The sequence below is a fragment of the Arthrobacter sp. ERGS1:01 genome (genome assembly GCF_001281315.1).
Lineage (GTDB): Bacteria > Actinomycetota > Actinomycetes > Actinomycetales > Micrococcaceae > Specibacter.
Genome location: NZ_CP012479.1, coordinates 2,323,161 through 2,348,457 on the forward strand (window position 1 = coordinate 2,323,161; position 25,297 = coordinate 2,348,457).

A 25,297-nucleotide genomic window follows, 5' to 3' on the forward strand; every position below is an offset into this window, starting at 1 on the left:
GTTGACCGACGTCATTTCGTCACATCTGTTCAGCATTCTATCCACAATTCAGTATGATGAACACCATGACACCTCAGAATCTCACCGTCGCGATTGCCGTTCCGCTTGAAGCCGAGCATGTCGAGAGCATCCGGGCCGCGCACCCGTCCGTCACCGTCCTGTATGAGCCGGAGCTGCTTCCGCCGGAGCGTTTCCCGGCCGACCACTCCGGCGATCCCGCCTTCCGCCGGACCCCCGCGCAGGAGGAACGGTACTGGGAAATGCTGCACAGCGCGGATGTCCTGTACGGCTTACCCAACGAGAGCCCGGCCGGTCTGGCCAAGATTGCCGGCAGTGAAAAGCTGCAGTGGATCCAGGCCATGGCCGCCGGAGCCGGCGGAGCCGTCAAGGCCGCCAAGCTGGAGCCCGAAGCCCTGGAGCGGATCACGGTCACCACGGCGGCCGGCGTGCACTCGCTGCCTTTGGCCGAGTTTGCCGTCATGGGCATCCTGAACGGCTTCAAGCGCACGGCCGAGATGGCCCGGGACCAGGCCGCCAAGAACTGGCCGGAACTGCGCACGCCCACCCGCCTAGTCAATGGGTCCACCCTGGTGGTCACGGGCCTGGGCGAGATCGGCCTCGAGACTGCCCGGCTGGCCCGCGCCCTGGGCATGAAGGTCAGCGGCACCAAGCGGAACCTCGAGGCCATCGACGGCATCGACACCGTGACGGACACGGCCGGGCTGCCCGCGCTTGTGGCCACGGCCGACGCCGTCGTCAACACCCTGCCGGGCACCCCGTACACAGAGAAAATGCTCAACGCCGAGGTCTTCGCCGCCATGAAGCCCGGCACCGTGTTCGTGAACGTGGGCCGCGGCACCGTGGTGGACGAGGACGCACTGCTGGCGGCCCTGGAGAACGGCCAGGTGTCCTACGCCTGCCTCGACGTCTTCGCCGTGGAGCCGCTGCCGGAGACCAGCCCGCTGTGGAACCACCCGCGCGTCATGGTCTCACCGCACACCTCCGCCCTGAGCGACGCCGAAAACCGCCTCATCGCCGAGCGGTTCATCGACAACCTCGCCAGCTTCCAGGCCGGGGAACCACTGCTGCACGTGGTGGACCCCGTGCACTTCTACTAGGCCCTGCGCGCCCGCTTTTCCTGAGGGAGTTCCCGCTTTGCGGGGGCTCCCTCGGTGCGTTGTTCCCGGCAGCCCGTTCCTCAGTCGGCGGGCCCCACGGACGCCGCCACCAGGTAGGTGCGCAGCGTGGCCGGCATGTCGGGAGTCCGGGTTTCGGCGCCGTGTGGAAAGCGCCCGTAGTCGGCCCGCGGCTGCCCGGGTTGGACGACGTCGACGCCGGACCAGCCTGCCGAGCGGAACAACGCCCCCGGGTCGTCGGTGCAAAACGGCAGTTCGCGACCATTTTTGTCGCGCGCCAGGACCAGGGGCGCCAGGGCCGGCGTCTCCAGCAGCCCGGTGCCGAAGGTGTCGGCCAGGAAGACCGAGCCCGGCGCGGACATCTCGGCGGTATCCGCCAGGAGGCTGTCCACGGCGGCGGCGCTGAGGTAGAACAGCAGACCCTCGGCGATCCAGATAGTGGGTAGCCGCGGGTCAAATCCCGCCGCATGCAGGAGCGGCATCCAGGGCTGCGCCAGATCGGCCACAATGCACGTCCGGGCGCAGGCGGCGTGAGCGCGGTCAAGGACGTGGTTTTTCGCCTCCAGCACGCCGGCCTGGTCGAGTTCGTAGACCGCGCATGAGGCGGGCAAGGGCAGACGGAATGCCCGGGTGTCCATTCCGGCCCCGAGCAGCACCAGCTGGGTGCCGGGCCGGCAGGCCTGACGGATCCGGTCGTCAAAGTAGCGGGTCCGCACGGGCAGGAACGGATTCTCCGGGGCCGCGGCGAACATGGCCCGGCCCCTTTCCCCCGCCAGCGATTCCGCCCACGGGTCGCTAAAAAGGCTGTCCTGGCGGGCGGTTTCGGCGGCCCGGGCCGCCGCGATCCACAATGACGTCGCAGCTACCCTGTCCTGCTCAACCTTTCGCGCAGCTGCGCCGTCCGGTCCAACACCTTCGCCGTCCATGGTTCGATCATAGCGGCGGGGTCCGCAGCCCTGGCCCTTAACGCCGGAAGGCGCCTGCCGGAGCAGGCGCCTTCCATTGGTACTGCTACGCGTTACGCGTCCCGGGTCTGGACCAGGTCACGGCCTACGGTTTCCGGGGTGAAGAACGTGGTGACGAAGGAGATACCCGCCAGGACCAGGGAGTACACGGCCAGGACCACCCAGGAGTGACCGGTCGCGGCCAGCAGGACGCCGCCAACCAGTGGCGCGATGCCGCCGGCAAACACGGCGGAGATCTCCCGGCTCATGGCCACGCCGGTGAAGCGGTGGGTGGAACCGAAGAGCTCGGGCAGCAGGGCGCACTGCGGGCCAAGCATTGACTGCACGCCGAGGGCGATGCCGACGCTCATGACCACCCACACCAGGGTGACGTTGCCGAGGGAGATCAGGTAGAACGCCGGGATGGCGAAGACAGCCTGGAAAAGGGCTCCGTAGCGGTACACCTTGACCCGGCCCACCCGGTCGGAGAGGGCGCCGAAGACGACCACCATGACGGCGGAGAAGCCGGCGGCGATCAGCAGGCCGGTGGGGCCGATGAACTTGTCGCCATCGAAGACGCCTCCCTTGCCGGCCATGAATGCCACCAACAGGGTGGAGTAGATGCTGGAGTTGCCGTTCTCGCCCATGCGCAGGCCGATGCCGATCAGCACGTTCTTCTTGGACGTCCGCCACAGCACGCCGATGGGGTTCTTGTTGACGTTCTTGTGCTTCTCCAGCTCCTGGAAGACGGGAGTCTCCTTGAGTCGCAGGCGGATGAAGACGGCGACACCAATCAGGATAATGCTGGCAAGGAAGGGTACCCGCCACAGCCAGCCTTCAAGGACGGCCGGGTTGGCCATGCCGAGCAGGGCGAAGGTGCCGGCACCGAGCAGGGTGCCCACCTGGATGCCGACGAACGGCAGGGCGGCGAAGAAGCCGCGCCGCTTCCGCGGGGCCACCTCGGAAATGAGCGTGGTGGCGCCCGCCTGCTCGGCGCCGGCACCCAGGCCCTGGAGGATCCGCAGCAGCACCAGCAAGATGGCGCCGACCATCCCGGCCTGCTTGTAGGTGGGCAGCAGGCCGATCGCGAAGGATGCGGTGCCCATCAGGCCGATGGTCAGCAGCAGGACCTGCTTGCGGCCGAACCTGTCGCCGATATAGCCAAAGACCAGTCCGCCAAAGGGACGGGCGGCGAAACCCACTCCATAGGTGGCGAAGGAGGCGATCAGGGCGCCGGCATCGCCCAGCGGCGAAAAGAAGAGCGGCCCGAAGATCAGTGCCGTGGCCAGGCCGTAAATGTAGAAGTCGTAGTATTCGAGCGCCGAGCCAACAGAGCTGGCCAGCGTCGCCCGCCGCAGCTGGTCGGGGTCAACCGGAGTAGAGTCCGGGTCTGCCGCGGTGGTGGTCCGCGAAGGCTGATGAGTAGTCACTTGTTCTCCCTTGAAACGGCGCAGGCCTCCATTGGCCTGGCGGTGACAACGACACCTGAGATGTCGATCACTATGTTGAACAGCGTACAACATAGTGAACGGCATGCCAAGGCGCCCGCCGTAACTTTTCCCCTAACCCATGGGATTGCCCAGGGTTCGGGCCAGCTCCTTCAACTCCGCCACCATGGAATCGCGCAATTCCGGCGTAAAAGTTGCCTTCAACGCCGTGACGGATACGCCAAGGCTCGGACCGTGGGCGCCCCTCGTGGGCACGGCAACGCCAAGGCACACCACACCCAGGGTGGACTCCTCATCCTCCTGGGCGTAGCCGAGTTCTCGGATCACGGCGATTTCCCGCTTGAGTTCGGCGCCCGTCGTCAGCGACTTCGGCGTCATGACCGGAAGGGGTGAATCGTCCGGGAACAGTTCCTCAAGGTCATGGTCGTGGAGCCGGGCAATCAGCGCCTTGCCCACCCCGCACAGGGATACGGCCATCTTGTCGCCAATATTGGAGGTCAGGCGCACGGCGGGGTGGCCCTCATAGCGGGCCAGGTAGATGACGTTCGTGCCGTCGAGCATCGCAATGCGAACGGTCTCCCCCTTGAGCGTCGGCGCCTGCTCGCAGAAGCGGTAGAACTCCCGGACCTCGTCACGGCGGCTCAGGTAGGCCGCGCCGAGTTCAACGAGTTTGATGCCCAGTGCATAGTCGGCGCCCACGCGGGTGATGAGTCCGGAGTCCTCAAGCGCCTGAAGGAGGTTTGAGGTGGAGGACTTGGGAATCCCCAGTTCGCGGGCCAGGTCGCTGAGCGTGAGCCGGCCGGCGTCGGACTGGGCAATGACATCAAGGACCGCCGCGGCACGGGTCACCGCCGGGGCGGGGGACGATGTTCCCAGGGTTTCAGCACCACGAAGGGCGCGGGCCTGCGTTTCAGTCATGTCATTCCTCTGCACTGGGGATCACGAGGCGCGATCCATGCAGCATCGCACCGCCACCACAATAAACACGGTTCATTGCAGTGAACACTAACCATCATACTGTCCAAGGGAAGAGGTGGGACGTCCACTCTTGTGCGCGAGCGGCAATCCATGTATATTCGTGTGCAGACCTTCCACTGTGGCGTCCCCCAATAGCCACAGTGGAGGGTCCTCCACTTTAACGACACGTTTTCACAAAACGGGTCAGCGGTTTGCATTTGCGATGAAGACCGGATATATTTTTCTTACTGGCTCCTCTCCACAGCGTCCCCCAATAGCTGTGGCGAGGAGCCTTTCACTTTAAGTCGACACTGCGGGCTGCTTCGTCCGTTCCGGTTCGGCCGTCGCCGTCAAACGCAAAAAACCCGCTGGACCAAGGAAAATTCCTTGGTCCAGCGGGTTTGCTGGTGGGTCCTACCGGGATCGAACCGATGACATCCACGGTGTAAACGTGGCGCTCTACCAGCTGAGCTAAAGACCCATTTCATTGATTCGACTTCCAAGCTGTGCGCTTGTCGGGCTGACCAACGAGAAACTACTGTACCCGATGTTGTACCGTTGCGCCAATCAGGGCCCCAGCGCGGCGGAAAGGTAGCTCAGCGATTCCCCCACGCCGGCCTCCAGCTTGATGTCGGCCAATTCGTCCCCGCGCGTGGCACCCCGGTTGACGATGGCAACGGGCACACCGTTCTTGACGGCTTTTCGCACGAATCGCAGTCCGCTCATCACCGTCAGCGAGGAGCCGGCCACCAGGAGGGCCCCGGCGGAATCGACCATGGCAAAGGCACGTTCCACCCGGTCCTTGGGTACGTTTTCGCCAAAGAACACAAAATCGGGTTTGAGCATGCCGCCGCACAGGGGGCAGGAGGCGATCCTGAACGCGGCAATCAGCGCCTCGCTTTCCAGGTCGGCGTCCGCGTCCGGGGCACTCCCCGCTCCGCCGGCCGCCTCAACGGCCGCCAGGAAGCCCGGATTCAATTCGCCCAGGATGGTGGCGATGAAGTCCCGTGAATACACCTCACCGCATTGCAGGCAGACCACCCGGTCGAAACGGCCGTGCAGGTCCACCACGTTAGCCGCTCCGGCGTCTTCGTGGAGCCTGTCCACATTTTGGGTGATGATGCCGGTCAGGGCACCCTGCCGTTCCAACGCTGCGGCGGCAAAGTGGCCGGCATTCGGCGCGGCGCGGTGCATCTGCGCCCAGCCAAGGTGGTTGCGGGCCCAGTACCGTTGGCGCAGCGAGAGATCCCCCGTGAATTCCTGGTAGGTCACCGGCTTGCGGGGCGCCGCGTTGGGACCGCGGTAGTCGGGGATCCCCGAGTCGGTACTCAGGCCGGCACCCGTCAGCAGGGCAAAAGGTTTGCCGGCAAAGAGCGCGAGCACCTGGTCCAGGCCCGCGGCCTGCCCGTCCGTCAGCCGGGTGGCACCGCAGGTGGCGCCGTCGACGGCGTCCAAACCGGAGGCGCCGGGCCGGACAAAACCCGTCTCACCGATTCCGGGGCGCACGCCGTCCATGGTTACAGCGCCGCCAACGCCTGCCGGTACCGTTCCAGGGGCCGGGCCTGGCCGGTGGGCGTGGTGAATGCGTCCTTGATGACACCGGAGGCATCGATCACGAAGGTGCTCCGGACTGCCATGCCGCGGTCGGCGTCGAAAGCGCCGTAGGCACGGGACACCGCACCATGCGGCCAAAAGTCGGCCAGCAGGTCAAAGGAATACCCCTCGGCCTGCGCGTAGGCGCGCAGGGTGTACTTGCTGTCCACCGACACCGCCAGCAGCCGAACATCGGGTGCGGCAAATTGGCCGAAATTGTCCCGCAACTCGCACAGCTCACCGGTGCAAATGCCGGAGAAGGCGAATGGGTAGAACACCAACACCACCGTGGAGCCTCGCAGCGCCGCCAGGGAGATGGGCTCACCAAACTGGTTGGCCAGCTCAAAGTCGGGAGCAGTGTCCCCCACCCCCGGGCTCCGGTGCGTGCCGGCGTCGTTCATTACTGGCGCTTGCGCGGGACCAGGCGTGTAGCGGCCCAGTCTGTGGAAACGCCCGCCGTGGTGGTCACGTGCAGACCTGCCGTGGGGGCGGCTTCCTGGATTTCCGCCGGCGGCACATAGCCGTCACGGCCGGACTTTGGGGTGAGGATCCACACGATCCCGCCCTCATCAAGGGTGGTCAGTGAATCCACCAGCGCGTCAACGAGGTCGCCGTCGTCCTGGCGCCACCAGAAAATGATCGCGTCAACCACGTCGTGGTCGTCCTCGTCAAACATTTCGGAGCCAATTAGGTCCTCGATGCCGTCGCGAAGGTCAAAATCAACGTCTTCGTCGTATCCGAGTTCCTGGATGAGATCCCCATCCTTGAACCCCAAATTGCCTGCCACCTTGGCTACGGTGCCGGCGTCGGCGTCGCTCACGTGATTCCTCCTGCGTTCAACGCTTCCGCGTTGGTTTACGTTTTACCTGTCCCAGTCTAGGGGGTGCGCCCATCTTGGCTCTACACCGCGCCGCAGAACGGCAAACCCTGCCGCCCTGCATCAATGTGGTGCCGGGAACACCCGATGGGACGTGATTTACGTTACCCCGGGTTCGGCCGATTGCGGGCATCGAAGCGGCACGGGAATTGGGGGGACCGTGGCACGGCGCGTAGTTTGCACCCCTTTTTCCACCTTCTATAGGCACGACGGCGGCGGAGTGCGCCGGCCGCCTTTTCGGAACCATATTTAGCGCCGACGGCGCCCCTCGCACAGGCCGTCTTCACGCAGCAATCCCGGCTACACACATCCGGCGGCGGCGGTCTAGAGTGTTGGTAAACGCTCAGGGCCACAGCGCTGGGCGACCCACATTGCTTTTAAGAGAGGTTGAACGTGGCTTCAGGAGACAATAACTCCCATATCCTGAGCGGGTTGACTAATCAGTTGCCTGATCGTGATCCGGATGAGACTGCCGAGTGGTTGGAGTCTTTGGATGCGTTGATTGCGGATCGGGGTACTGAGCGTGCCCAGTTCATTATGCGGTCGCTGCTTCAGCGCGCTGGTGCGCAGAGTGTTGGCGTGCCGATGGTCGTGACGACGGATTATGTGAATACGATTCCTGCCGATCAGGAACCGGTGTTCCCGGGTAGTGAAGAGATCGAGCGGAAGTATCGGGCGTGGTTGCGGTGGAATGCTGCGATCATGGTCCATCGTTCCCAGCGCCCCGATATTGGTGTCGGCGGGCATATCTCCACCTATGCCGGGGCCGCGACCTTGTACGAGGTCGGCTTCAACCACTTCTTCCGCGGCAAGGACCACCCCGGTGGCGGAGACCAGATCTTCTTCCAGGGCCACGCCTCCCCCGGCATGTACGCCCGCGCCTTCCTCGAAGGCCGCCTGTCGGAGGAGGACTTGGATGGGTTCCGTCAGGAAAAGTCCAAGGAAGGCCACGCCCTCTCCTCCTACCCGCACCCGCGCCTGATGCCGGAGTTCTGGGAATTCCCGACCGTGTCGATGGGTATCGGCCCGATGAACGCGATCTACCAGGCCCAGTCCAACCGGTACCTGCATAACCGCGGCATCAAAGACACCTCCGACCAGCAAGTCTGGGCGTTTTTGGGCGATGGTGAGATGGATGAGCCCGAGTCTCGTGGCCTGCTCCAACTCGCCGCGAACGATAAACTCGATAACCTCAACTTCGTCGTTAACTGCAACCTCCAACGCCTCGATGGCCCGGTCCGTGGCAACGGCAAAATCGTCCAGGAACTCGAAGCGTTCTTCCGCGGTGCCGGCTGGAACGTCATCAAAGTCCTCTGGGGTCGGGAGTGGGATGACCTGCTCGCCCGCGATACCGACGGGGCCCTGGTCGATGTCATGAACACCACCGTTGATGGTGACTACCAAACGTATAAGGCCGAATCCGGTGGCTTCGTCCGTGAGCACTTCTTCGGCCAAACCCCGCAAACCAAGGAACTCGCCGCCCACCTCTCCGACGACGAGCTCTGGAATCTCAAGCGTGGCGGGCACGATTACCACAAGGTTTACGCCGCCTACAAGGCCGCGAGCGAGTTCAAGGGCAAGCCCACGGTGATCCTGGCCCACACGGTCAAGGGCTACGGCCTGGGCACCCACTTCGAGGCCCGCAACGCCACGCACCAGATGAAGAAACTCACCCTGCAGGACCTGAAGGACTTCCGCACCCACCTGCACCTGCCCATCACCGATGAGCAACTCGAAGCAGACCCGTACCGGCCCCCGTACTACCACCCCGGCCCGGACTCCCCCGAAATCCAATACCTCATGGAACGCCGCGCCGCGCTAGGCGGATTCGTCCCCGAACGCCGCCACAATCACACACCGGTAACCCTGCCGGGGGATAAAACCTACGAAGTCGCCAACCGTGGCTCCGGCAAACAACACGCCGCCACGACCATGGCCTTCGTCCGGTTACTCAAAGACCTCATGCGCGATAAGGACTTCGGCAACCGAATCGTCCCGATCATCCCCGACGAAGCCCGCACCTTCGGCATTGACGCGTTCTTCCCGACCGCGAAAATCTACAACCCGAACGGCCAAAACTACCTCTCCGTAGACCGCGACCTCGTCCTGGCCTACAAGGAATCCGTCTCCGGACAGATCGTGCACGCCGGCATCAACGAAGCCGGCTCCGTCGCCGCGTTCACCGCCGCCGGCACCGCCTACGCCACCCACGGCGAACCGTTGATCCCGATCTACGTCTTCTACTCCATGTTCGGCTTCCAACGCACCGGAGACCAGTTCTGGGCCGCCGGAGACCAAATGGCCCGCGGCTTCATCATCGGCGCGACCGCCGGACGAACCACCCTCACCGGTGAAGGACTCCAACACGCCGACGGACACTCCCCAATCCTGGCCTCCACCAACCCGGCCGTAATCACCTACGACCCCGCCTACGGCTACGAAATCGGTGTCATCATCCGCGCCGGCCTCGAGCGCATGTACGGGCCCGCCTCCACCGACCCCAACGTCATGTACTACCTCACCGTGTACAACGAACCCATCCTCCAACCCGCCGCCCCCGAAAACATCGACACCGAGGGCATCACCCGCGGCATCTACCACCTCAAAACCGCCACCATCGAAGGCCCCAAAGCCCAAATCCTGGCCTCCGGCGTCTCCGTCCCCTGGGCCATCGAAGCCCAACACATCCTCGCCGAGGAATGGGGAGTCGCCGCGGACATCTGGTCCGTGACCTCCTGGACCGAACTCCGACGCGACGGCCTCGCCGCCGAAGAACACGCCTTCCTCTACCCCAACGAAACCCCCCGCACCCCCTACATCACAGCGAAAATGGCCAACGCGACCGGCCCCGTCATCGCCGTCACCGACTACATGAAAGCCGTCCCGGACCAGGTACGCCAATTCCTGCCCAACGACTTCGCCACCCTCGGCGCCGACGGCTTCGGCTTCTCCGACACCCGCGCAGCCGCACGACGACACTTCAAAATCGACTCCCACTCCGTCGTCATCCGCACCCTCCAAATGCTCGCCCACCAAGGCACCATCGACCCCACCCTCCCCCAACAAGCCATCCAAAAATACGACCTCCACAACGTCAACGCAGGAACCACCGGCAACGCCGGCGGCGACAGCTAAACCCCACTCGCCGGCCCGCTAAATCGCTGACGCGATTTAGCGGGAACCTGGCGAGTGTGGGCCCACCAATCCGCTCCTGCCGAGTGAACTGCTCCCCGAAAGTTGGACTGATTAATTCGGTTCCTTACTTTCGGGGAGTTTTTTATGGATTCGCGGAGTTCGTTGAGTGCTCGGCAGCGGGTTGCTGCCATAGGGTTGTTCGAGGAAGGCTTCGGCTATGGTGCGGTTTCTTCTCGGCTGCAGGTCAGCAGGGATGCCTGTAAGCGCTTGGAGCAACGTTTCAAGATTTGGGGTAGGGCCGCTTTGGATAGACGACCGGCTGTGCCAGCGTATTCATTTGAGTTCAAGATCAAGGTGGTTCGTCAGTTCCTCGCTGCTGAAGCAACATCGACGGAACTGGCCCAGTTGTATCACTTGAGTTCGCCGAAACTCGTTCAAAGCTGGGTTCGGCGGTATCGCCAGGACGGTGAGGACGCTCTCAAGCCCCGGCCGAGGGGCCGCCCACACACCGCCGTGGACCAATTGCCTACCGAGGTTAGCGAGCTTGAGAAGCTGCGCCTTGAGAACCAGCGGTTGCAGGCCGAGAATGCCTACCTAAAAAAAGTACGGGCCCTGAGGAACCAACCACCGCGTTGAAGGTTAGCGCCGTGATCGCCCTCAGGGCCTCTCACCCCTTGCCCCTGCTCCTGGCCGCGGCCGGGCTGCCCCGCTCTACGTTCTTCCACCGCCAGGCCGCGCTCACGGCCCCTGACCGGCACGCAGAACTCCGTGCCCGGATCCACGAGGTCTTCACCGAGGCCAAGGGCCGCTACGGGCACCGACGCATCCATGCGTTCCTGCGCCGCCAGGGATGGCAGGTGGCGAAGAAGACCGTGTTAAAGCTGATGCGCGCCGAGAATCTGGTCTGCAAGGTCCGCAGCAGTCGCCGCAGGTATTCCTCCTACAAGGGCCAGGTCGGCAAGATCGCTGAAAACCTACTCAAGCGCCAGTTCGTCACCGCGGCACCGAACCTGACGTGGGTGACCGATGTGACCGAGTTCAAGGTCGCGGACCGCAAGGTCTACCTCTCCCCGGTCATGGACCTGTTCGACCGCTCCGTGGTCTCCTTCGCGGTCTCCGAGTCGCCCAACACGGCCTTCACCAACCGATCGCTCAGCGAGGCGATCAGCACTCTGGGACCGGGTGAGGCACCAATGGTGCACTCGGACCAAGGATTCCAGTACCAACACGCCAGCTGGCAGAAGCTGCTCAGCAACGCCGGCATGACCCAATCGATGTCCCGCAAGGGCAATTGCCTGGATAACTCAGTGATGGAGAACTTCTTCGGACACTTAAAAGAAGAGATGTTCCACCACCAAGAACACACCAGCCCCGAAAGCTTCATCACTGAACTCGAGGACTACATCCGCTGGTACAACAAAGACCGCATCTCGTTAACACTCGAGTGCCTGAGCCCGATGGAATACCGGGCCCAGGCACTCGCTACCTAGACTCTTATTTACCAAGTCCAACATTCGGGGACCAGTTCACGAGCGTGGGCCCAACTAAACACCAACCCCGAAGGGGCCGGTGCCACCACTTGGTGGCACCGGCCCCTTCGGCGTATCCAGGGACGGCGCCCGAGTTGTCGTATTCACACAATTAGGGGTCCCGGAGCTTAAAGGACATATCCTCAAGGAATGGCACCGAAGAACACCAATGCAGCACTCACTCCGTCCGCCGGAGCGACGGCACCGGCACGGCGCACCCCGGCGGCCGCGAACACCTCCGAAACGCTCGAGCGTTTGCGCGCCAATATTGGCCCGCTGTCAACCACCATGCTGCGTGAGCTGGAAAGCACCCTGCCCTGGTACCGGCGGCTCAGTGCCGATGAACGCTCCTCCCTTGGTTTGGTGGCGCAAAACGGCATTGCGGCCTTTGTGTCCTGGTATGAACATCCCTCCTCGCCCAGCTGGGTCCTCTCGGACGTCTTTGGCACGGCGCCGACGGAGCTTACCCGCTCCATCAGCCTGCAGCGGGCCCTTCAATTGATCCGCACGGTGGTCCAGGTGGTGGAGGACCGGGTCCCGGAACTGGCCAGCGCCAATGAACAGGTGAGCCTGCGCGAGGCCGTGCTGCGGTACTCCCGCGAGGTGGCCTTTGCCGCCGCCGACGTCTACGCCCGTGCCGCGGAAAACCGCGGTGCCTGGGACACCCGCCTTGAGGCGCTGGCGGTGGATGGGATCCTGCGCGGCGAGAACATCGACGCCCTGCAGTCGCGCATTTCCGCCCTGGGCTGGACGTCCCACAGCCGTTTCACGATCATGGTGGGCCAGGCCCCGTCCGAGGCCAACCCCACCTACCTCGCCTCCGTGCGCCGTGCCGCCGGCCGGTTTGCCGCCGACGCCATGGTGGGAATCCAGGGCGACCGGCTGATCCTGGTGCTCGGCGACGTGTCGGACCCGGAAACGGCGTACCTGCGGCTCAGCGAGCTGTTCGCCCCCGGTTCCGTTGTCTACGGGCCCATGGCACAAACCCTCGCGGACGCCACGGCCTCGGCCAAGGCGGCATTTGCCGGGATGGCCGTTGCCAAGGGCTGGGCCGCGGCACCCCGGCCCGTGTCCGCCGACGATCTGTGGCCCGAGCGCGTGATCGGCGGTGACGATTCCGCCCGGCGGGCCCTGCTGGCCAACATCTACCGGCCGCTCGTGGCGGCATCCAACGGGCTCGAGGAGACGCTCAGCAGCTACCTGCAGCTTGGCCACTCCCTGGAGGCTGCGGCCCGTGACCTGTTCGTCCACTCCAACACCGTCCGTTACCGGCTCCGCCGGGTGTGTGACGTCACCGGATGGGACCCGCTGATCCCCCGGGAGGCCTTCGTGCTCCAAACCGCGCTGGTCGTGGGACGCCTCGCCCCGCCGGTCCGCTCGTCCGCGGAGCGTCCCGGGGGCCGGGGCTGACACTGGTCCGACGTTCGCGCCCGGTGCGGGAGGCAAACCGCACTTATTGTAGACTTCCTACAAATCCACCCTGTGAGCTTGGTGTACCGAAACACCGTGCAAACGCCCCCAAGTTTGGAAAGCTGGTTAATGTGCTTGCAATCGTCTGCCCTGGACAGGGTTCACAAACTCCCGGCTTCCTTTCGCCCTGGCTTGAACGCCCCGGCGTAGAGGAAAAACTGGCTTCCCTCAGTGAGGCGGCCGGCATCGACCTGCTGACCCACGGCACCACCTCTGACGCGGAAACCATCAAGGACACCGCCATTGCGCAGCCCTTGATCGTCGCCGCCGGCTTGATCGCCGCCGAGGCCCTGCTGGACGCACCGCTGGCCGGTCTGCCCGTGGTGGTTGCCGGCCACTCCGTCGGTGAGATCACGGCCGCGGCAATCACCGGAACCCTGAGCAACGCCGACGCCATGACGTTCGTGCGCGAACGGGCCAACGGCATGGCTGTTGCCGCCGCCGCCACGCCCACCGGAATGGCCGCCGTCGTTGGCGGGGACCCGGAGGAGGTCCTGGCCGCAATCGCCGGCGCCGGCCTGACGCCGGCCAACATGAACTCCAAGGGCCAGACGGTCGCCGCGGGCACCCTGGAGCAGATCGCCGCCCTCGTGGCCGCCCCGCCGGCCAAGGCCCGCGTGATCCCGCTCCAGGTTGCCGGCGCATTCCATACCCACCACATGGCCCCGGCCGTTGCCGGCCTTCAGGCCCTGGCTCCGTCGCTTTCCACGCACACGCCCACGGTGCCGCTGCTCTCCAACTACGACGGCGGCGTGGTACCCAGCGGTGCGGCGGCACTTGAGTCGCTCATCGCCCAAGTTTCCCGGCCCGTCCGCTGGGACCTTTGCATGGACACCATGGCCGCCATGGGCGTCACATCGCTGATTGAACTCACACCGGCCGGAACGTTGACGGGACTTGCCAAGCGCGGCATGACCGGCGTTGCCACCGTTGCAGTGAAAACTCCCGAAGATCTGGAGTCCGCCAAGGAACTGCTGGCAGCCGAGGCCGCCAAGCGGGAAGAAGGAACCGAGTGAGCACGCCGACGCTGAAACAAAACCCCGTACGCGAAGGGACCCGGATCCTGGGCATTGGCGCCTACCGCCCCAACGTCATTGTGACGAACGCGGACGTCTGCCAGTGGATTGACTCCTCCGACGAGTGGATCCAGCAGCGCACGGGCATCATCACCCGCCACCGCGCCCCGCGTGACGTCTCCGTGGTGGACATGGCCGAGGCCGCGGCCCGCGAAGCCATCGCAAACGCCGGGATCGAGCCGTCCCAGGTGGGCGCCGTCATCGTCTCCACCGTGACGCACCCGTACGCCACGCCGTCGGCCGCCGCGCTCATCACCGACCGGCTGGGCGCTTCCCCCGCCCCCGCCTACGACGTCTCCGCTGCCTGCGCCGGCTACTGCTACGGCATTGCCCAGGCCGACGCCCTGGTCCGTTCGGGCACCGCCGAGTACGTCGTGGTCATTGGCGCCGAGAAGCTCTCCGACGTCATCAACAACCACGAGCGCACCATCTCCTTCCTGCTCGGCGACGGCGCGGGAGCCGTGGTGATCGGCCCGTCCGATGAGCCCGGCATCGGCCCCTCCGTCTGGGGTTCGGACGGCAGCAAGTGGGACGCCATCGGCATGACCCACTCGCAGCTGGACATCCGCGACTTCGCCGAAGAGGGCATGCGCGCCGGCACCGACCTTGACCTGGCTGCCGCCGGCGAGACCCAGGCCAGCCTGTGGCCCACCCTGCGCCAGGACGGCCAGACCGTGTTCCGCTGGGCTGTCTGGGAGATGGCGAAGATGGCCAAGAAGGCACTCGAGGTTGCCGGCGTCACCGCCGAGGACCTGGGCGCCTTCGTACCGCACCAGGCCAATATGCGCATTGTTGACGAGCTCGCCAAGCAGTTGAAGCTGCCGGAATCCGTCATCATCGCCCGTGACATCGCCGACGCCGGCAACACCTCCGCGGCGTCCATCCCGCTGGCAACACACCGCCTGCTGGCCGAGAATCCGGAACTCTCCGGTAAGCTCTCGCTTCAGATCGGTTTTGGTGCCGGTCTGGTGTTTGGCGCCCAAGTGGTGCGCCTGCCCTAGAAACGGACAGAACAGCAAACCATAACCGTGGTTTGATCAATACTGCCTGAAAAGATCAAAGTCCTTGATCGCAGTGAAACAAATAAGAGAAGGAGCCATCAATGGCTAGCAACGAAGAAATCCTGGCCGGCTTGGCCGAAATCGTCAACGAAGAGACCGGCCTTGCCCCCGAGGCAGTCGAGCTCGACAAGTCCTTCACGGACGACCTGGACATCGACTCGATCTCCATGATGACCATCGTGGTCAACGCCGAAGAGAAGTTCGACGTGAAGATCCCGGACGAGGAAGTCAAGAACCTCAAGACCGTGGGCGACGCAGTCAGCTTCATCGCCGGCGCTCAGGCGTAATTTAGCGCAGCAGCTGCCCTTTCCGCTAGAGCGACACAGGGCATGGTGGATGGCCGGCACTTCTTGGGTGCCGGCCACCCACAGCACCTTCGTGACTGTCCTGTACATATTATTTTTCAAGAGAGTTGAACCATGGCCCGCAAAGTTGTCATCACCGGACTGGGAGCGACCACGCCGATCGGCGGAGACGTCCCGACCATGTGGAAGAACGCCCTCAAGGGTGTTTCCGGCGCCCACACCCTGACCGATGACTGGGTGGAAAAGTACGACATCCCCGTACATTTCGCCGCCCGGGTCACGACTCCCGCAACCGACGTGCTCAGCCGCGTCGAAGCCAAGCGCATGGATCCGTCCACCCAGTTCGCCGTGGTTGCCGCCCGTGAAGCCTGGAAGGACTCCGGCCTCGAGGAGATCGACCACGACCGCCTGGCCGTGGCCTTCGCCACCGGCATCGGCGGCGTCTGGACGCTCCTGGACGCCTGGGACACCCTGCGTGAGAAGGGTCCGCGCCGGGTCCTGCCCATGACGGTTCCCATGCTCATGCCCAACGGCCCGGCCGCAGCCGTGAGCCTGGACCTTGGTGCCCGCGCCGGTGCGCACACCCCCGTTTCCGCCTGTGCCTCGGGCACCGAGGCCCTGCACCTGGGCCTTGAACTGATCCGCTCCGGCAAGGCCGACGTCGTCGTGGCCGGTGGCGCCGAAGCCGCCATCCACCCGCTGCCCATGGCTGCGTTCTCCTCCATGCAGGCACTGTCCAAGCGCAACGACAACCCCGAAGGTGCCTCACGTCCCTACGACGTCAGCCGCGACGGCTTTGTCATGGGTGAAGGCGCCGGTGCGCTGGTCCTCGAAGCCGAGGAGCACGCGATCGCCCGTGGCGCCCGCATCTACGGCGAACTGGCCGGCACCTCGGTCACGGCCGACGCCTACCACATCACCGCCCCGGACCCCGAGGGACTCGGTGCCACGCGTGCGCTGAAGGCTGCCTTGTTTGACGCCCGCGCCCAGGCCGAGGACGTGGTGCACGTCAACGCGCACGCCACCTCCACGCCCGTGGGCGACCGTCCCGAGTACACGGCGCTGCGCGCCGCCCTCGGTGACCACGTGGACAATGTGTGCGTCTCCGCCACGAAGTCCCAGACCGGCCACCTGCTGGGTGCCTCGGGCGCCGTCGAGTCCGTGCTGACGGTCCTGGCCGTCTACCACCGCCTGGCTCCCGTCACTATCAACCTGGAAAACCAGGATCCGGAAATCCCGCTGGACGTGGTGACCGGTACCCCGCGCGAACTGCCCGAGGGCCAGATCATGGCGTTGAACAACTCGTTCGGCTTTGGCGGCCACAACGCCGTTGTTGCGATCCGCAGCACCGGCCCCAAGGTCGAGATGGCCTAGGCTTTCGCCCTGTACAAATGCGGCGCCCACCAATTGGTGGGCGCCGCATTTTTGTGCCGAAGGGTTTAGCCGACGTGGTGGAGCCAGCGCACGGGGGCGCCGGCGGCCGCGTGGCGGAAGGGTTCGAGTTCCTCATCCCAGGCCTCGCCCAGGGCCAGCGACAGCTCCTGGTAGACGGCGGAGGGTTCACCCTTGCCGGCCTCGTAGGCGTAGCGGATGCGGTCCTCGGAGACCATGATGTTGCCGTGGACGTCGGTGACGGCGTGGAAGATGCCCAGCTCGGGGGTGTGCGACCAGCGGGATCCGTCGACGCCGGGGCTCGGTTCCTCGGTGACCTCGTAACGCACATTGGCCCAGCCGCGCAACACGGAGGCAAGCCGGGCGCCGGTGCCTGCGGGGCCCGTCCAAGCGTATTCGGTGCGCAGCACATTGGGCGCCGCGGGCTGTGCAGTCCACTGCAGATCCGTGCGCTGATCCATCACGCCTGCGATGGATGACTCAATATGTGGGCACATGACAGCCGGGGCTGAGTGCACAAACAAGACACCGCGCGTCATAACGACGTTCATTCCATCCTCCATTGCAGTAGGTGCGTCTTCCCCAACGACCTTCTCAACGGATGAATCATGTGTTGCGCGGCATGGTGTGAACCTGCCCGGATTGCCTGGCCTTCCGTGGTGGCAAATCAAGCCCTGGCGGTCGATTATTGTTCTCGGTGCCGTGGCTCCCTATCATTGTGCCGTAGCGGCGCCAATTACGCCACCGTAAGTCCGAAAGTGCCGCGAGAGCCTGGTTCTAGGCCCGGGGATGGGCTTGTTTGTAGCTGTCCCGGAGCCGCTCCACCGATACGTGCGTGTAGAGCTGCGTGGTGGCCAAGGAGCTGTGGCCAAGGATCTCCTGGACGGCGCGCAGGTCGGCACCACCGTCGAGGAGGTGTGTCGCGGCGGAGTGCCGCAGCGTGTGCGGGCCGGTCGCGGAGGTGTCGCCCAGGGCATCGAGCACGGTCGCGACGACGCTCCTGGCGGTGCGCTGGTCGATCCGTCCGCCGCGCTTGCCCAGGAACAGTGCGGGCCCGCTGTGCGGGGCAGCCAGGGCCGGCCGCCCCACCTCGAGCCACCGTTGGACGGCCCGGGCCGCAGGAACACCGAACGGGACCACGCGTTCCTTGTTTCCCTTGCCGAGTACCGTGAGTGTGCGCCGTTCCATGGTGAGATCGTCCACGTCCGTTCCGGCAAGCTCCCCCACCCGGATGCCGGCGGCGTAGAGCAGTTCCACCATAGCGTGGTTGCGCAGCGCAAGGGGTTCCCCGGCGGCGGCTTCGGCGGCCAGGGCATCCATGAGCCGGCGGATCTGCTGCTGTTGCAGGACGGCCGGCAGGGTTTGTTCGCGTTTGGGTGCCTTGAGGCGGAGCGCCGGATCAAGTTCCAACAGTTCCTCCCGAAGCGCCCACGCGGTGAAGCTGCGGACCGTGGCGGCCCGGCGGGCGAGGGTGGAGCGGGAGAGGCCCGCCGCGCTTTGTTCCCCCAGCCAGCGTCGCAGCAGGGCAAGGTCCAGCCCGGCCAGGGTGCTGATGCCCTCGGTGACGGCGTGGAGGAGGAGTGCGTCGACATCCCCGCGGTAGGCGCGGACGGTGTGGACCGAGCGGCCCCGCTCTGCCACCAGGTAACGTTCAAAACCGTCCGCGGCTTGTGCCAGGGGTGCGGGCAGGCGCGCCCGTTCGTCATGATCCACACACCCACTGTGCGCTGTTCGCACCGGCGGGGCAAGTTGGCGCGCTGCAACCATCCTGCGACGGCGTCCGGATGGCCCGCGGACGCCGGTCAGCCCAGGGCCGCCCGGAACGCCGCCTCCATGTCCGCCGAGGAAACGGCAACGACGACGCTGCGCGGGAGGGCATGGTCCGGAGTTTCCGTCGCGGCGGCAAAGGCGTCGGCGGCAGCGTGGGCAACGTCCGCCGCCGACCACCCGTACACTCCCCCGCCAATCGCGGGAAAGGCCACGGAATGTGCACCGAGCTGCCCCGCGAGGTCCAGGGAACGGGCAAAGCATCGCTGCAGCAGGGTCCGGTCCGTTTGGCCGGCATGGCGGTTGGGGCCAACGGTGTGGATGACCCAGGTCGCCTTGAGCATTCCGGCTCCTGTGGCCACGGCGTCCCCCATGGCCAGCCCGTCCGGATACCTGGTGCGCCGCAGCTCCCGGCATTCCGCCAGCAGCTCCGGACCGGCCGCCCGGTGGATGGCTCCGTCGACGCCGCCACCGCCCAGGAGCGATGAGTTGGCGGCGTTGACCACGGCGTCAACGTCAAGGGTGGTGATGTCCGCACGAATGATGGTGATCTCCATGGACCCACGCTAGCAACCCCGCGCCTCCCTCGACCATGGGGCCCGTTGATACCGGCTACTTGCCGCCGCGTTTCCAGCCACTGGGGCTCCTTTGGGCCAGGCCCATCAGTTCCAGGCGCCCCAGCCCGGCCAGTACGGAGGCCGCTCCCAACCCTGCCACGACACTGATTTTCTCGACGGTGCTTGCCGAGTGCAGCGGCAGGGCGTCGAGCAGCAACAGATCGGCCACGCCGAGCCCGTCATGCAGTGCGGGCGCGGACTCCGGTTCATGTACCAGGTTGGCCCCGGACACTCCGGCCAGCTCGGCAATGTCCGCGGCATCCGTGACGCAGACGGCGCCGCCTTCGCGCAGCAGCCGGTGGCAGCCGGCCGAGTTCGCCGAATACACCGAACCGGGAACCGCCCCCACTGTACGGCTCAGCCCGTCGGCGTGGTGGGCGGTATTGAGCGCCCCCGAGCGCCAGCGGGCCTCGACCACGACGCTCACCTCGCACAAGGCGGCTATCAGCCTGTTGCGCTGCAGGAACCTGTAACGGGTGGGGTTGGTGCCGGGCGGGACCTCGGCGACGATGGCACCGCTCTCGGCAACCGTGCGCAGGAGGTCCTCGTTGCCCGAGGGGTAGAACCTGTCGACGCCGCCGGCCATGACGGCGAGCGTGGGCGGCTGGTGCGGCGCACCGTACCCGGCCTTTGCCGGGGCCGCGCCGAGGGCTCCCCGATGGGCGTGGGCGTCGATGCCGTAAGCTCCGCCACTGATGACGGTGAAGCCGCGCTGGACCAGGGATGCGGCGATTTCCAGGGTCACGTTGGCGCCGTAGCTGGTGTTGTCCCGTGAGCCGACCAGGGCGATGCATCGCCGTTGTTCGGGGATGACGCACACGTGCCCCCGCATCCACAGGGCGATGGGTTCGGATAGTTGGAGATCGGCCAGGGCGGCCGGCCATTGGGGGTCCTCGGGAACCAGCAGCCCGCCGCCGTACCGCTCCACCACCCGCAGGTCGCGTTCCGGGGCCAGGTCCGCCAGCCGGGGACGCCACCGCCCCAGCGCCTCGGCGAGGCCCTGCCAGCGTCCGGTACCGGCCCCGGCGAGCACGGCCGTCATTTCCTGTTCCAGGACGGCACTGGAGGCCGCCCCGCTGCGGATAAAGGCCAGGGCGTCCTCCGGCCCGGCCACGGCGATCAAGGCCATGCCAGGCAGGTCCGCGGGCTCGATGAGCCGGGTCAGGGCCGCCCTGGCCAGGCGCAGGGACGGATCCGCCGGGCGTTGCCCGCTTGCCGGTGCGTTCATGGATTCTCTCCTCGTTGTCGAAGTGTCAATGCCAGGCCCACCTCGTCGGTGCCGGGCCGGTCCAGTCCCCGAAGGTCGGCCACCGTCCAGGCGAGGCGGAGCACGCGGTCGTAGCCGCGCGCCGTGAGCGTTCCGGTGCCCATGGCCCGATCGAGCAGCGCGGTGTCCCTGGGGTCCAGACGAAGTGGGCCGCGGAGGATCCTGCCGGTGAGGTCGGCATTGTGGACCAGGCCAAACGGGCGCAGCCGCAGCTGCTGGAGATCGCGCGCCTGTTGCACCCGCACGGCCACCTGTGCGGTGCTCTCGCGGGGGCTGGAATCGGCCAGTTGGGCCAGCTGGACCCGGTTGAGTTGCAATTGGATGTCCACGCGGTCCAGCAACGGTCCGGAGAGCCGGCCAAAGTAGCGCCGCCGGGCCATGGGGGTGCAGTCACAGCCGGCCCCTTTGCCCACGGCCTTCCCGCAGGGGCAGGGGTTGGCGGCCAGGACCAGCTGGAAACGTGCGGGATAGGCTGCCGTTCCCGCCGCGCGGTGCAGGACGAGCTCGCCGCTTTCCAACGGTTGGCGCAGGGCGTCGAGGACCCGTTTGTCGAATTCGGGTGCCTCGTCGAGGAACAGCACGCCGCGGTGCGCCCGGGATGCGGCTCCGGGGCGCGGGATGCCGCTGCCGCCGCCGATCACCGAGGCCGTGCTGGCCGAATGGTGCGGCCGTTCATAGGGTGGTCGGCGCACCAGCGCCGTGATGCCCGCCCCTGCGTGGTCCAGGGAGTGGATGGCCGTCACTTCCAAGGCTTCGGCGTCGTTGAGCGGCGGCAGGAGGCCCGGCAGTCGTTCGGCCAGCATGGTCTTCCCCGAGCCCGGCGGGCCCACCATCATCAGGTGGTGGCCGCCCGCCGCCGCGATCTCCAGCGCCAGCCTCGCCTCGGCCTGCCCCGCCACCTCGGCCAGGTCCACGGGCGCCTGGGCATTCTCCGGTGCCGGCTGGGTTTCACCGCCCGGCAGTGCGGCGGCCGGGTCGGGTTCGGCATCGCACAGGTCCTGTGGATTGGCGTCAAAGTCCGCGGCGACCTGCGCCAGCGAACCGTAGCCGCGCACCTTGGCGCCCACCACCAGCTCCGCCTCGGCCAGGTTTGCCTCCGCGACCACGAATTCACGGCGGCCGGCGGCCACGCCGGCCAACACCGCGGGCAGGACTCCCCTGACGGGGCGCAGCCGGCCGTCCAGGCCAAGTTCGGCGATGAACACCGTTCCGCCGGTCCGCCGGACGTCGCCGGCCGCATTCAGTGCCGCCATGACGATGGCCAGGTCAAAGCCGGAACCCTTCTTCGGCAGCGAGGCCGGCACCAGGTTGACGGTGATCTTGCGCCGGCTCAACGGAATCCCGGAATTTTGCGCGGCCGACCTAATCCGCTCCTTCGCCTCGGTCAGCGACGCGTCCGGCAGCCCCAGCAGGATGAACGCCGGGAGTGTTTGGCCAATGTCGGCCTCGACCTCGATGACGTGCCCGTTGAGCCCCACCAGGGCCACCGCCAACGCCCGGCCCATCCCCATTCAGGCCACCCCCTTGAGGTGGTCGATGTGCGGCTCCGTGCGCCCATCCATGATGATCCCGACGGCGTCGATCCGCAGCCCGCCCATCACATGCCTGTGCTCACGCGCCCACAACACCGCCAGGGTGCGCAACCGCGCCAGCTTCGCCGCCGTCACCGCCTCCAACGGGTCCCCGTAACGCCGGGAGCGGCGCGTCTTCACCTCGACGATGACCAGCTCGGCCCCGTCCAGGGCCACCAGGTCGATCTCCCCCGCCGGGCAGCGCCAGTTGCTGTCGATGACCCGGATGCCCTTGTCCTCAAGGTAGTCCGCGGCCACCCGTTCACCCGACTGGCCCAGCACGTCTTTTGCTTTCATGGCAACCTCCACGTCCCAGCGTGGCGAACAATGAGCCCCGCCGGCAGTACCCCGGGGCAAAATGTGGACGGCCGGCAACGTCAGTCACCCTGTGGAGGAATGGGCAACAAAAAGGAGGACGACGGCGGAACGCAGGTTCCGCCGTCGTCCTCCCTGAAAAGGAGCTAGCCCAGTGAGCCCAGTTGCCCGTCCTTGGGAATTTGGAGGTCGTCGGACTTGATCAATTCCTCGACGTTGACGTCCTTGAAGGTGATGACCCGGACGCTTTTGACGAACCGTGCCGTGCGGTAGACGTCCCACACCCAGGCATCTTGGAGGGTCAGGTCAAAATACACTTCGCCGTCGGCGGAGCGGGCCTGCAGGTCAACGTGGTTGGCCAGGTAAAACCGCCGTTCGGTTTCCACCACATAGCTAAAGAGATTCACCACGTCGCGGTACTCGCGGTAGAGCTGCAGCTCCATGTCGGTTTCGTAGTTTTCCAGATCCTCAGCGCTCATGGTTCCATCATCCATCACTTGGGGCACTGCCAGCGAACGGGGCCGTACGCCCGTGGAGAAAACTAGACCAGCCGCCAGGTCTTGCGGTGGAAGTCGGTGGCGCCGTGTTCGGCGATGGCGCTGCGGTGGGCGGCCGTGGCGTACCCCTTGTTGCCGTCCCAGCCGAACTGCGGGAACTGTTCGGCGAGGGCCACCATCATGGCGTCCCGTTCCACCTTGGCCAGCACGCTGGCGGCCGCCACGGACAGGCAGGTCATGTCCGCCTTGATGCGGGTGCGCACGGTCATGGTCGCCCCCGAGGGTGCGTCCTGGGGTGCTTCCTGGGAGAACAAGTCAGCTCCGAAGCCCAGGTCCGACTGGGCGGGGATGGACAGCCAGTCCTGGTTTCCGTCGAGGATCACGTAGTCGGGCAGCAGCTCCGTGGCGACGGTGGCCAGCGCGCGGGTTCCGGCCAGACGCAGGGCTGCGACCAGGCCGACGGCGTCGATCTCGGCTGCCGAGGCGTGGCCCACGGCGTGGGCGCTGGCCCATTCCTCGATGGCGGGCACCAGCGCCTGCCGGACGGGTTCGCGCAGCAGTTTGCTGTCCTTCACGCCGGGAAGGTCGACGGCCGTGGCGGCGTCGATGACCACCAGTCCCACGCTGACGGGGCCGGCGAGGGAGCCGCGGCCCACCTCGTCGCAGCCGGCCACCAGCGTGTAGCCCTGGGCGGCGAGTTCACGTTCCCATTCGAGGGTGGGGGGCGCGGCGGCCACTACTGGCCGCTCGGGACGGCTTGCGGGGAGCCCTGGCTGGTGCTTTGGGGTGCCGGGACGTCCTTGAACACGTCCGGGTAGTTGCCCAGGATCCCCCAGCGGGTCACCGGCCAGGCAATGACGACGGCGCGTCCCTCGACGTCGGAGATCGGCACGAACTCGGTGCCGGTGGCAATGTGGGCGCGCGAATCGGCGGAATCGTTCCTGTGGTCGCCCATGACCCACAGGTGCCCGGCCGGGACGGTGATGTCAAAGGTGGTGTCCGACGGCGCAGCCCCCGGGAACAGGTACGGCTCGGTGATGGATTTCCCGTTGATGATCAGCTTGCCGGCCGAGTCACAGCACTTCACATGGTCCCCGGGCAAGCCGATCACGCGCTTGACCAGGTGCTGCTGGGAGCTGTCGGGGGCCAGACCGATAAAGGTTGCCGCATCCCCAATCCAGCTAAAGGGCCCCGGCGGGGTGGTGGGTTCGCCGGCAAGCCAGCCCTGCGTGTCCTTGAAGACGACGACGTCGCCGCGCTTGAGTGCGAAGGGTTCGGGCACCAGGAGATTAACGAAAATCCTGTCACCAACCTCCAGCGTATTTTCCATGGAGCCCGACGGGATGAAAAACGCCCGGAACAGGAACGTCTTGATCAGGAACGACAGCACAATCGCGATGGCAAGGATCGTCACGATTTCCTTGCTCCACGCCCACGCGCCGTGGCCCAGGCGGACGGCAGTGCTTGAGCCGGCGGCGTCTTCCGCCGGCTCCGCGCCGCGGACGTGGCGGGCCGCGTGGCCGTGCCGCTCCGAGCCGTGGGACGGCGTTTCCGCTGCGCGGCCGCCGCCGTCGTGGCCGGACTCTTCTGGCTCGCCGGGCACATTGTGTGACATATACGTCGTTTCCTTAAAGTTCAGTTCAAAAAATCCAGTGCCGCAGTGTCACGCACAACTCACGGTGCGCGTACGGCGTCGCGTTCCAGGACGTGGATGCGGCCCAGCGGCCATACGGTGGCCCACGGCCGGCCAATGACGCGGTCGGTATCTATCAGCCCGCCGCCGGGCATGCCCAGCAGCGACCGCGAATCCAAGGATACGTCCCTGTGGTCACCCATGAGCCACAATTTACCCTGCGGAACCGTCACGTCGAACTTCAACTCGCTGGGCACGTCCCCGGGATAAAGGTAACTTTCGGAGATGGGTACGCCGTTGACTTCCAGCTGTCCCTGGGCGGAACAGCATTTCACGGTGTCCCCGGCCACGCCGAGCACGCGTTTGACGTAGATGTTGTTGTTGGGCACCAGGCCCAGCCATTGCCCGGCCCCGATGGCGGCGTCGGTGATGGGATCGTTGCCCGAGTTCAGCGGCGTGAACGATCCGCGCCCGTCGAAGACCACCACGTCGCCGCGCTGGATGGGGGCGGTGGCGAAATCGGTGCGCGAGACCAGCACCCGGTCGCCCGTGAGCAGCAGCGGTTCCATGGACGCGGACGGGATGTAGTACACGTCCATCCACACGTTGCGGACCAGCGAAATGAGCAAAAAGGCCACGACGACGGCTATAACCACAAAACGCCAGCCCAGTTTCCTGGGCCGGCGTTTCGCTTGGTTCAAAGTGCG

24 protein-coding genes and 1 tRNA gene are annotated in these 25,297 nt (G+C 66.0%); 8 read left to right on the top strand and 17 right to left on the bottom strand.

The window, feature by feature from the left end:
• Window positions 1–53: 53 nt before the first annotated feature.
• The gene (locus tag AL755_RS14490; protein ID WP_054011615.1) at window positions 54–1,118 is read left to right on the top strand and encodes a D-2-hydroxyacid dehydrogenase; all 1,065 of its coding nucleotides are present in this window, start codon (window positions 54–56) and stop codon (window positions 1,116–1,118) included.
• Window positions 1,119–1,198: 80 nt separating this feature from the next.
• Here the strand turns inward: AL755_RS14490 and AL755_RS14495 are convergent, their stop codons facing one another.
• The 7 genes from AL755_RS14495 to AL755_RS14525 all read right to left on the bottom strand — a co-directional run bounded on the left by AL755_RS14495 (window position 1,199) and on the right by AL755_RS14525 (window position 6,898).
• Window positions 1,199–2,062 carry a class I SAM-dependent methyltransferase gene (locus tag AL755_RS14495; protein WP_082369325.1) on the bottom strand — a complete coding sequence of 288 codons (864 nt, stop codon included), beginning with the start codon at window positions 2,060–2,062 and terminating at the stop codon, window positions 1,199–1,201.
• Between the two features lie 92 nt (window positions 2,063–2,154).
• Window positions 2,155–3,510, bottom strand: a complete 1,356-nt coding sequence (locus AL755_RS14500; RefSeq protein ID WP_054011617.1) for an MFS transporter — start codon at window positions 3,508–3,510, stop codon at window positions 2,155–2,157.
• Window positions 3,511–3,642: 132 nt separating this feature from the next.
• Window positions 3,643–4,446: an IclR family transcriptional regulator gene (locus AL755_RS14505; RefSeq protein ID WP_054011618.1), complete on the bottom strand. Its 804-nt coding sequence runs from the start codon at window positions 4,444–4,446 to the stop codon at window positions 3,643–3,645.
• Between the two features lie 444 nt (window positions 4,447–4,890).
• Window positions 4,891–4,966, bottom strand: a tRNA-Val gene (locus tag AL755_RS14510).
• Window positions 4,967–5,052: 86 nt separating this feature from the next.
• On the bottom strand, window positions 5,053–6,000 hold the full coding sequence (locus AL755_RS14515; RefSeq protein WP_054011619.1) for an NAD-dependent protein deacetylase: 948 nt from the start codon (window positions 5,998–6,000) through the stop codon (window positions 5,053–5,055).
• 2 nt (window positions 6,001–6,002) lie between these two features.
• Complete coding sequence (locus tag AL755_RS14520) at window positions 6,003–6,479, bottom strand: peroxiredoxin (RefSeq protein ID WP_054011620.1); 477 nt, start codon at window positions 6,477–6,479, stop codon at window positions 6,003–6,005.
• Complete coding sequence (locus tag AL755_RS14525) at window positions 6,479–6,898, bottom strand: DUF3052 domain-containing protein (protein ID WP_054011621.1); 420 nt, start codon at window positions 6,896–6,898, stop codon at window positions 6,479–6,481. The genes AL755_RS14520 and AL755_RS14525 overlap by 1 nt, the downstream gene beginning before the upstream one ends.
• Window positions 6,899–7,342: 444 nt before the next feature.
• Here AL755_RS14525 and aceE point away from each other — a divergent pair, with 444 nt between their 5' ends.
• The 7 genes from aceE (at window position 7,343) to fabF (ending at window position 16,905) form a co-directional block, all read left to right on the top strand.
• Window positions 7,343–10,090, top strand: a complete 2,748-nt coding sequence (gene aceE, locus AL755_RS14530) for a pyruvate dehydrogenase (acetyl-transferring), homodimeric type (RefSeq protein WP_445290397.1) — start codon at window positions 7,343–7,345, stop codon at window positions 10,088–10,090.
• A 189-nt stretch (window positions 10,091–10,279) separates the two neighbouring features.
• A protein-coding gene (locus tag AL755_RS24670; protein WP_445290508.1) for an IS3 family transposase occupies window positions 10,280–11,580 on the top strand; the annotation gives its coding sequence in 2 pieces (ribosomal slippage) (window positions 10,280–10,697 and window positions 10,697–11,580; 1,302 coding nt in all).
• A gap of 189 nt (window positions 11,581–11,769) precedes the next feature.
• Window positions 11,770–13,029, top strand: coding sequence for a PucR family transcriptional regulator (locus AL755_RS14545; RefSeq protein WP_054011622.1), 1,260 nt, complete (start codon window positions 11,770–11,772; stop codon window positions 13,027–13,029).
• Between the two features lie 131 nt (window positions 13,030–13,160).
• On the top strand, window positions 13,161–14,105 hold the full coding sequence (locus AL755_RS14550; protein ID WP_054011623.1) for an ACP S-malonyltransferase: 945 nt from the start codon (window positions 13,161–13,163) through the stop codon (window positions 14,103–14,105).
• A complete protein-coding gene (locus tag AL755_RS14555; protein WP_054011624.1) occupies window positions 14,102–15,166 on the top strand; it encodes a beta-ketoacyl-ACP synthase III in 1,065 nt (354 codons plus the stop codon). Before AL755_RS14550 ends, AL755_RS14555 begins: the two co-directional genes overlap by 4 nt.
• Window positions 15,167–15,267: 101 nt before the next feature.
• Window positions 15,268–15,513, top strand: coding sequence for an acyl carrier protein (locus AL755_RS14560; RefSeq protein WP_038462997.1), 246 nt, complete (start codon window positions 15,268–15,270; stop codon window positions 15,511–15,513).
• Window positions 15,514–15,645: 132 nt separating this feature from the next.
• Complete coding sequence (gene fabF, locus AL755_RS14565) at window positions 15,646–16,905, top strand: beta-ketoacyl-ACP synthase II (protein WP_054011625.1); 1,260 nt, start codon at window positions 15,646–15,648, stop codon at window positions 16,903–16,905.
• A 65-nt stretch (window positions 16,906–16,970) separates the two neighbouring features.
• On the opposite strand, the gene AL755_RS14570 is transcribed toward fabF, so the two are convergent.
• The 10 genes from AL755_RS14570 to lepB (AL755_RS14615) form a co-directional block, all read right to left on the bottom strand.
• Window positions 16,971–17,474 (bottom strand): DUF3145 domain-containing protein, encoded by a 504-nt coding sequence (locus AL755_RS14570; RefSeq protein ID WP_054011626.1) that lies wholly within the window; start codon window positions 17,472–17,474, stop codon window positions 16,971–16,973.
• Window positions 17,475–17,700: 226 nt separating this feature from the next.
• On the bottom strand, window positions 17,701–18,636 hold the full coding sequence (locus AL755_RS14575) for a tyrosine recombinase XerC (RefSeq protein WP_054011627.1): 936 nt from the start codon (window positions 18,634–18,636) through the stop codon (window positions 17,701–17,703).
• A gap of 89 nt (window positions 18,637–18,725) precedes the next feature.
• The gene (locus AL755_RS14580; RefSeq protein WP_054011628.1) at window positions 18,726–19,247 is read right to left on the bottom strand and encodes an O-acetyl-ADP-ribose deacetylase; all 522 of its coding nucleotides are present in this window, start codon (window positions 19,245–19,247) and stop codon (window positions 18,726–18,728) included.
• A 55-nt stretch (window positions 19,248–19,302) separates the two neighbouring features.
• Window positions 19,303–20,535, bottom strand: a complete 1,233-nt coding sequence (gene dprA / locus AL755_RS14585; protein WP_054011629.1) for a DNA-processing protein DprA — start codon at window positions 20,533–20,535, stop codon at window positions 19,303–19,305.
• On the bottom strand, window positions 20,532–22,085 hold the full coding sequence (locus AL755_RS14590) for a YifB family Mg chelatase-like AAA ATPase (protein ID WP_054011630.1): 1,554 nt from the start codon (window positions 22,083–22,085) through the stop codon (window positions 20,532–20,534). The genes dprA and AL755_RS14590 overlap by 4 nt, the downstream gene beginning before the upstream one ends.
• On the bottom strand, window positions 22,086–22,442 hold the full coding sequence (locus tag AL755_RS14595) for a YraN family protein (RefSeq protein WP_054011631.1): 357 nt from the start codon (window positions 22,440–22,442) through the stop codon (window positions 22,086–22,088).
• Window positions 22,443–22,606: 164 nt separating this feature from the next.
• The gene (locus AL755_RS14600) at window positions 22,607–22,939 is read right to left on the bottom strand and encodes a DUF2469 domain-containing protein (RefSeq protein WP_054011632.1); all 333 of its coding nucleotides are present in this window, start codon (window positions 22,937–22,939) and stop codon (window positions 22,607–22,609) included.
• Between the two features lie 62 nt (window positions 22,940–23,001).
• The gene (locus AL755_RS14605; RefSeq protein ID WP_054011633.1) at window positions 23,002–23,694 is read right to left on the bottom strand and encodes a ribonuclease HII; all 693 of its coding nucleotides are present in this window, start codon (window positions 23,692–23,694) and stop codon (window positions 23,002–23,004) included.
• Window positions 23,694–24,572 (bottom strand): signal peptidase I, encoded by an 879-nt coding sequence (lepB, locus tag AL755_RS14610; RefSeq protein WP_054011634.1) that lies wholly within the window; start codon window positions 24,570–24,572, stop codon window positions 23,694–23,696. The genes AL755_RS14605 and lepB (AL755_RS14610) overlap by 1 nt, the downstream gene beginning before the upstream one ends.
• A gap of 59 nt (window positions 24,573–24,631) precedes the next feature.
• Window positions 24,632–25,291 (bottom strand): signal peptidase I, encoded by a 660-nt coding sequence (lepB, locus tag AL755_RS14615; RefSeq protein WP_054011635.1) that lies wholly within the window; start codon window positions 25,289–25,291, stop codon window positions 24,632–24,634.
• Window positions 25,292–25,297: the final 6 nt, after the last annotated feature.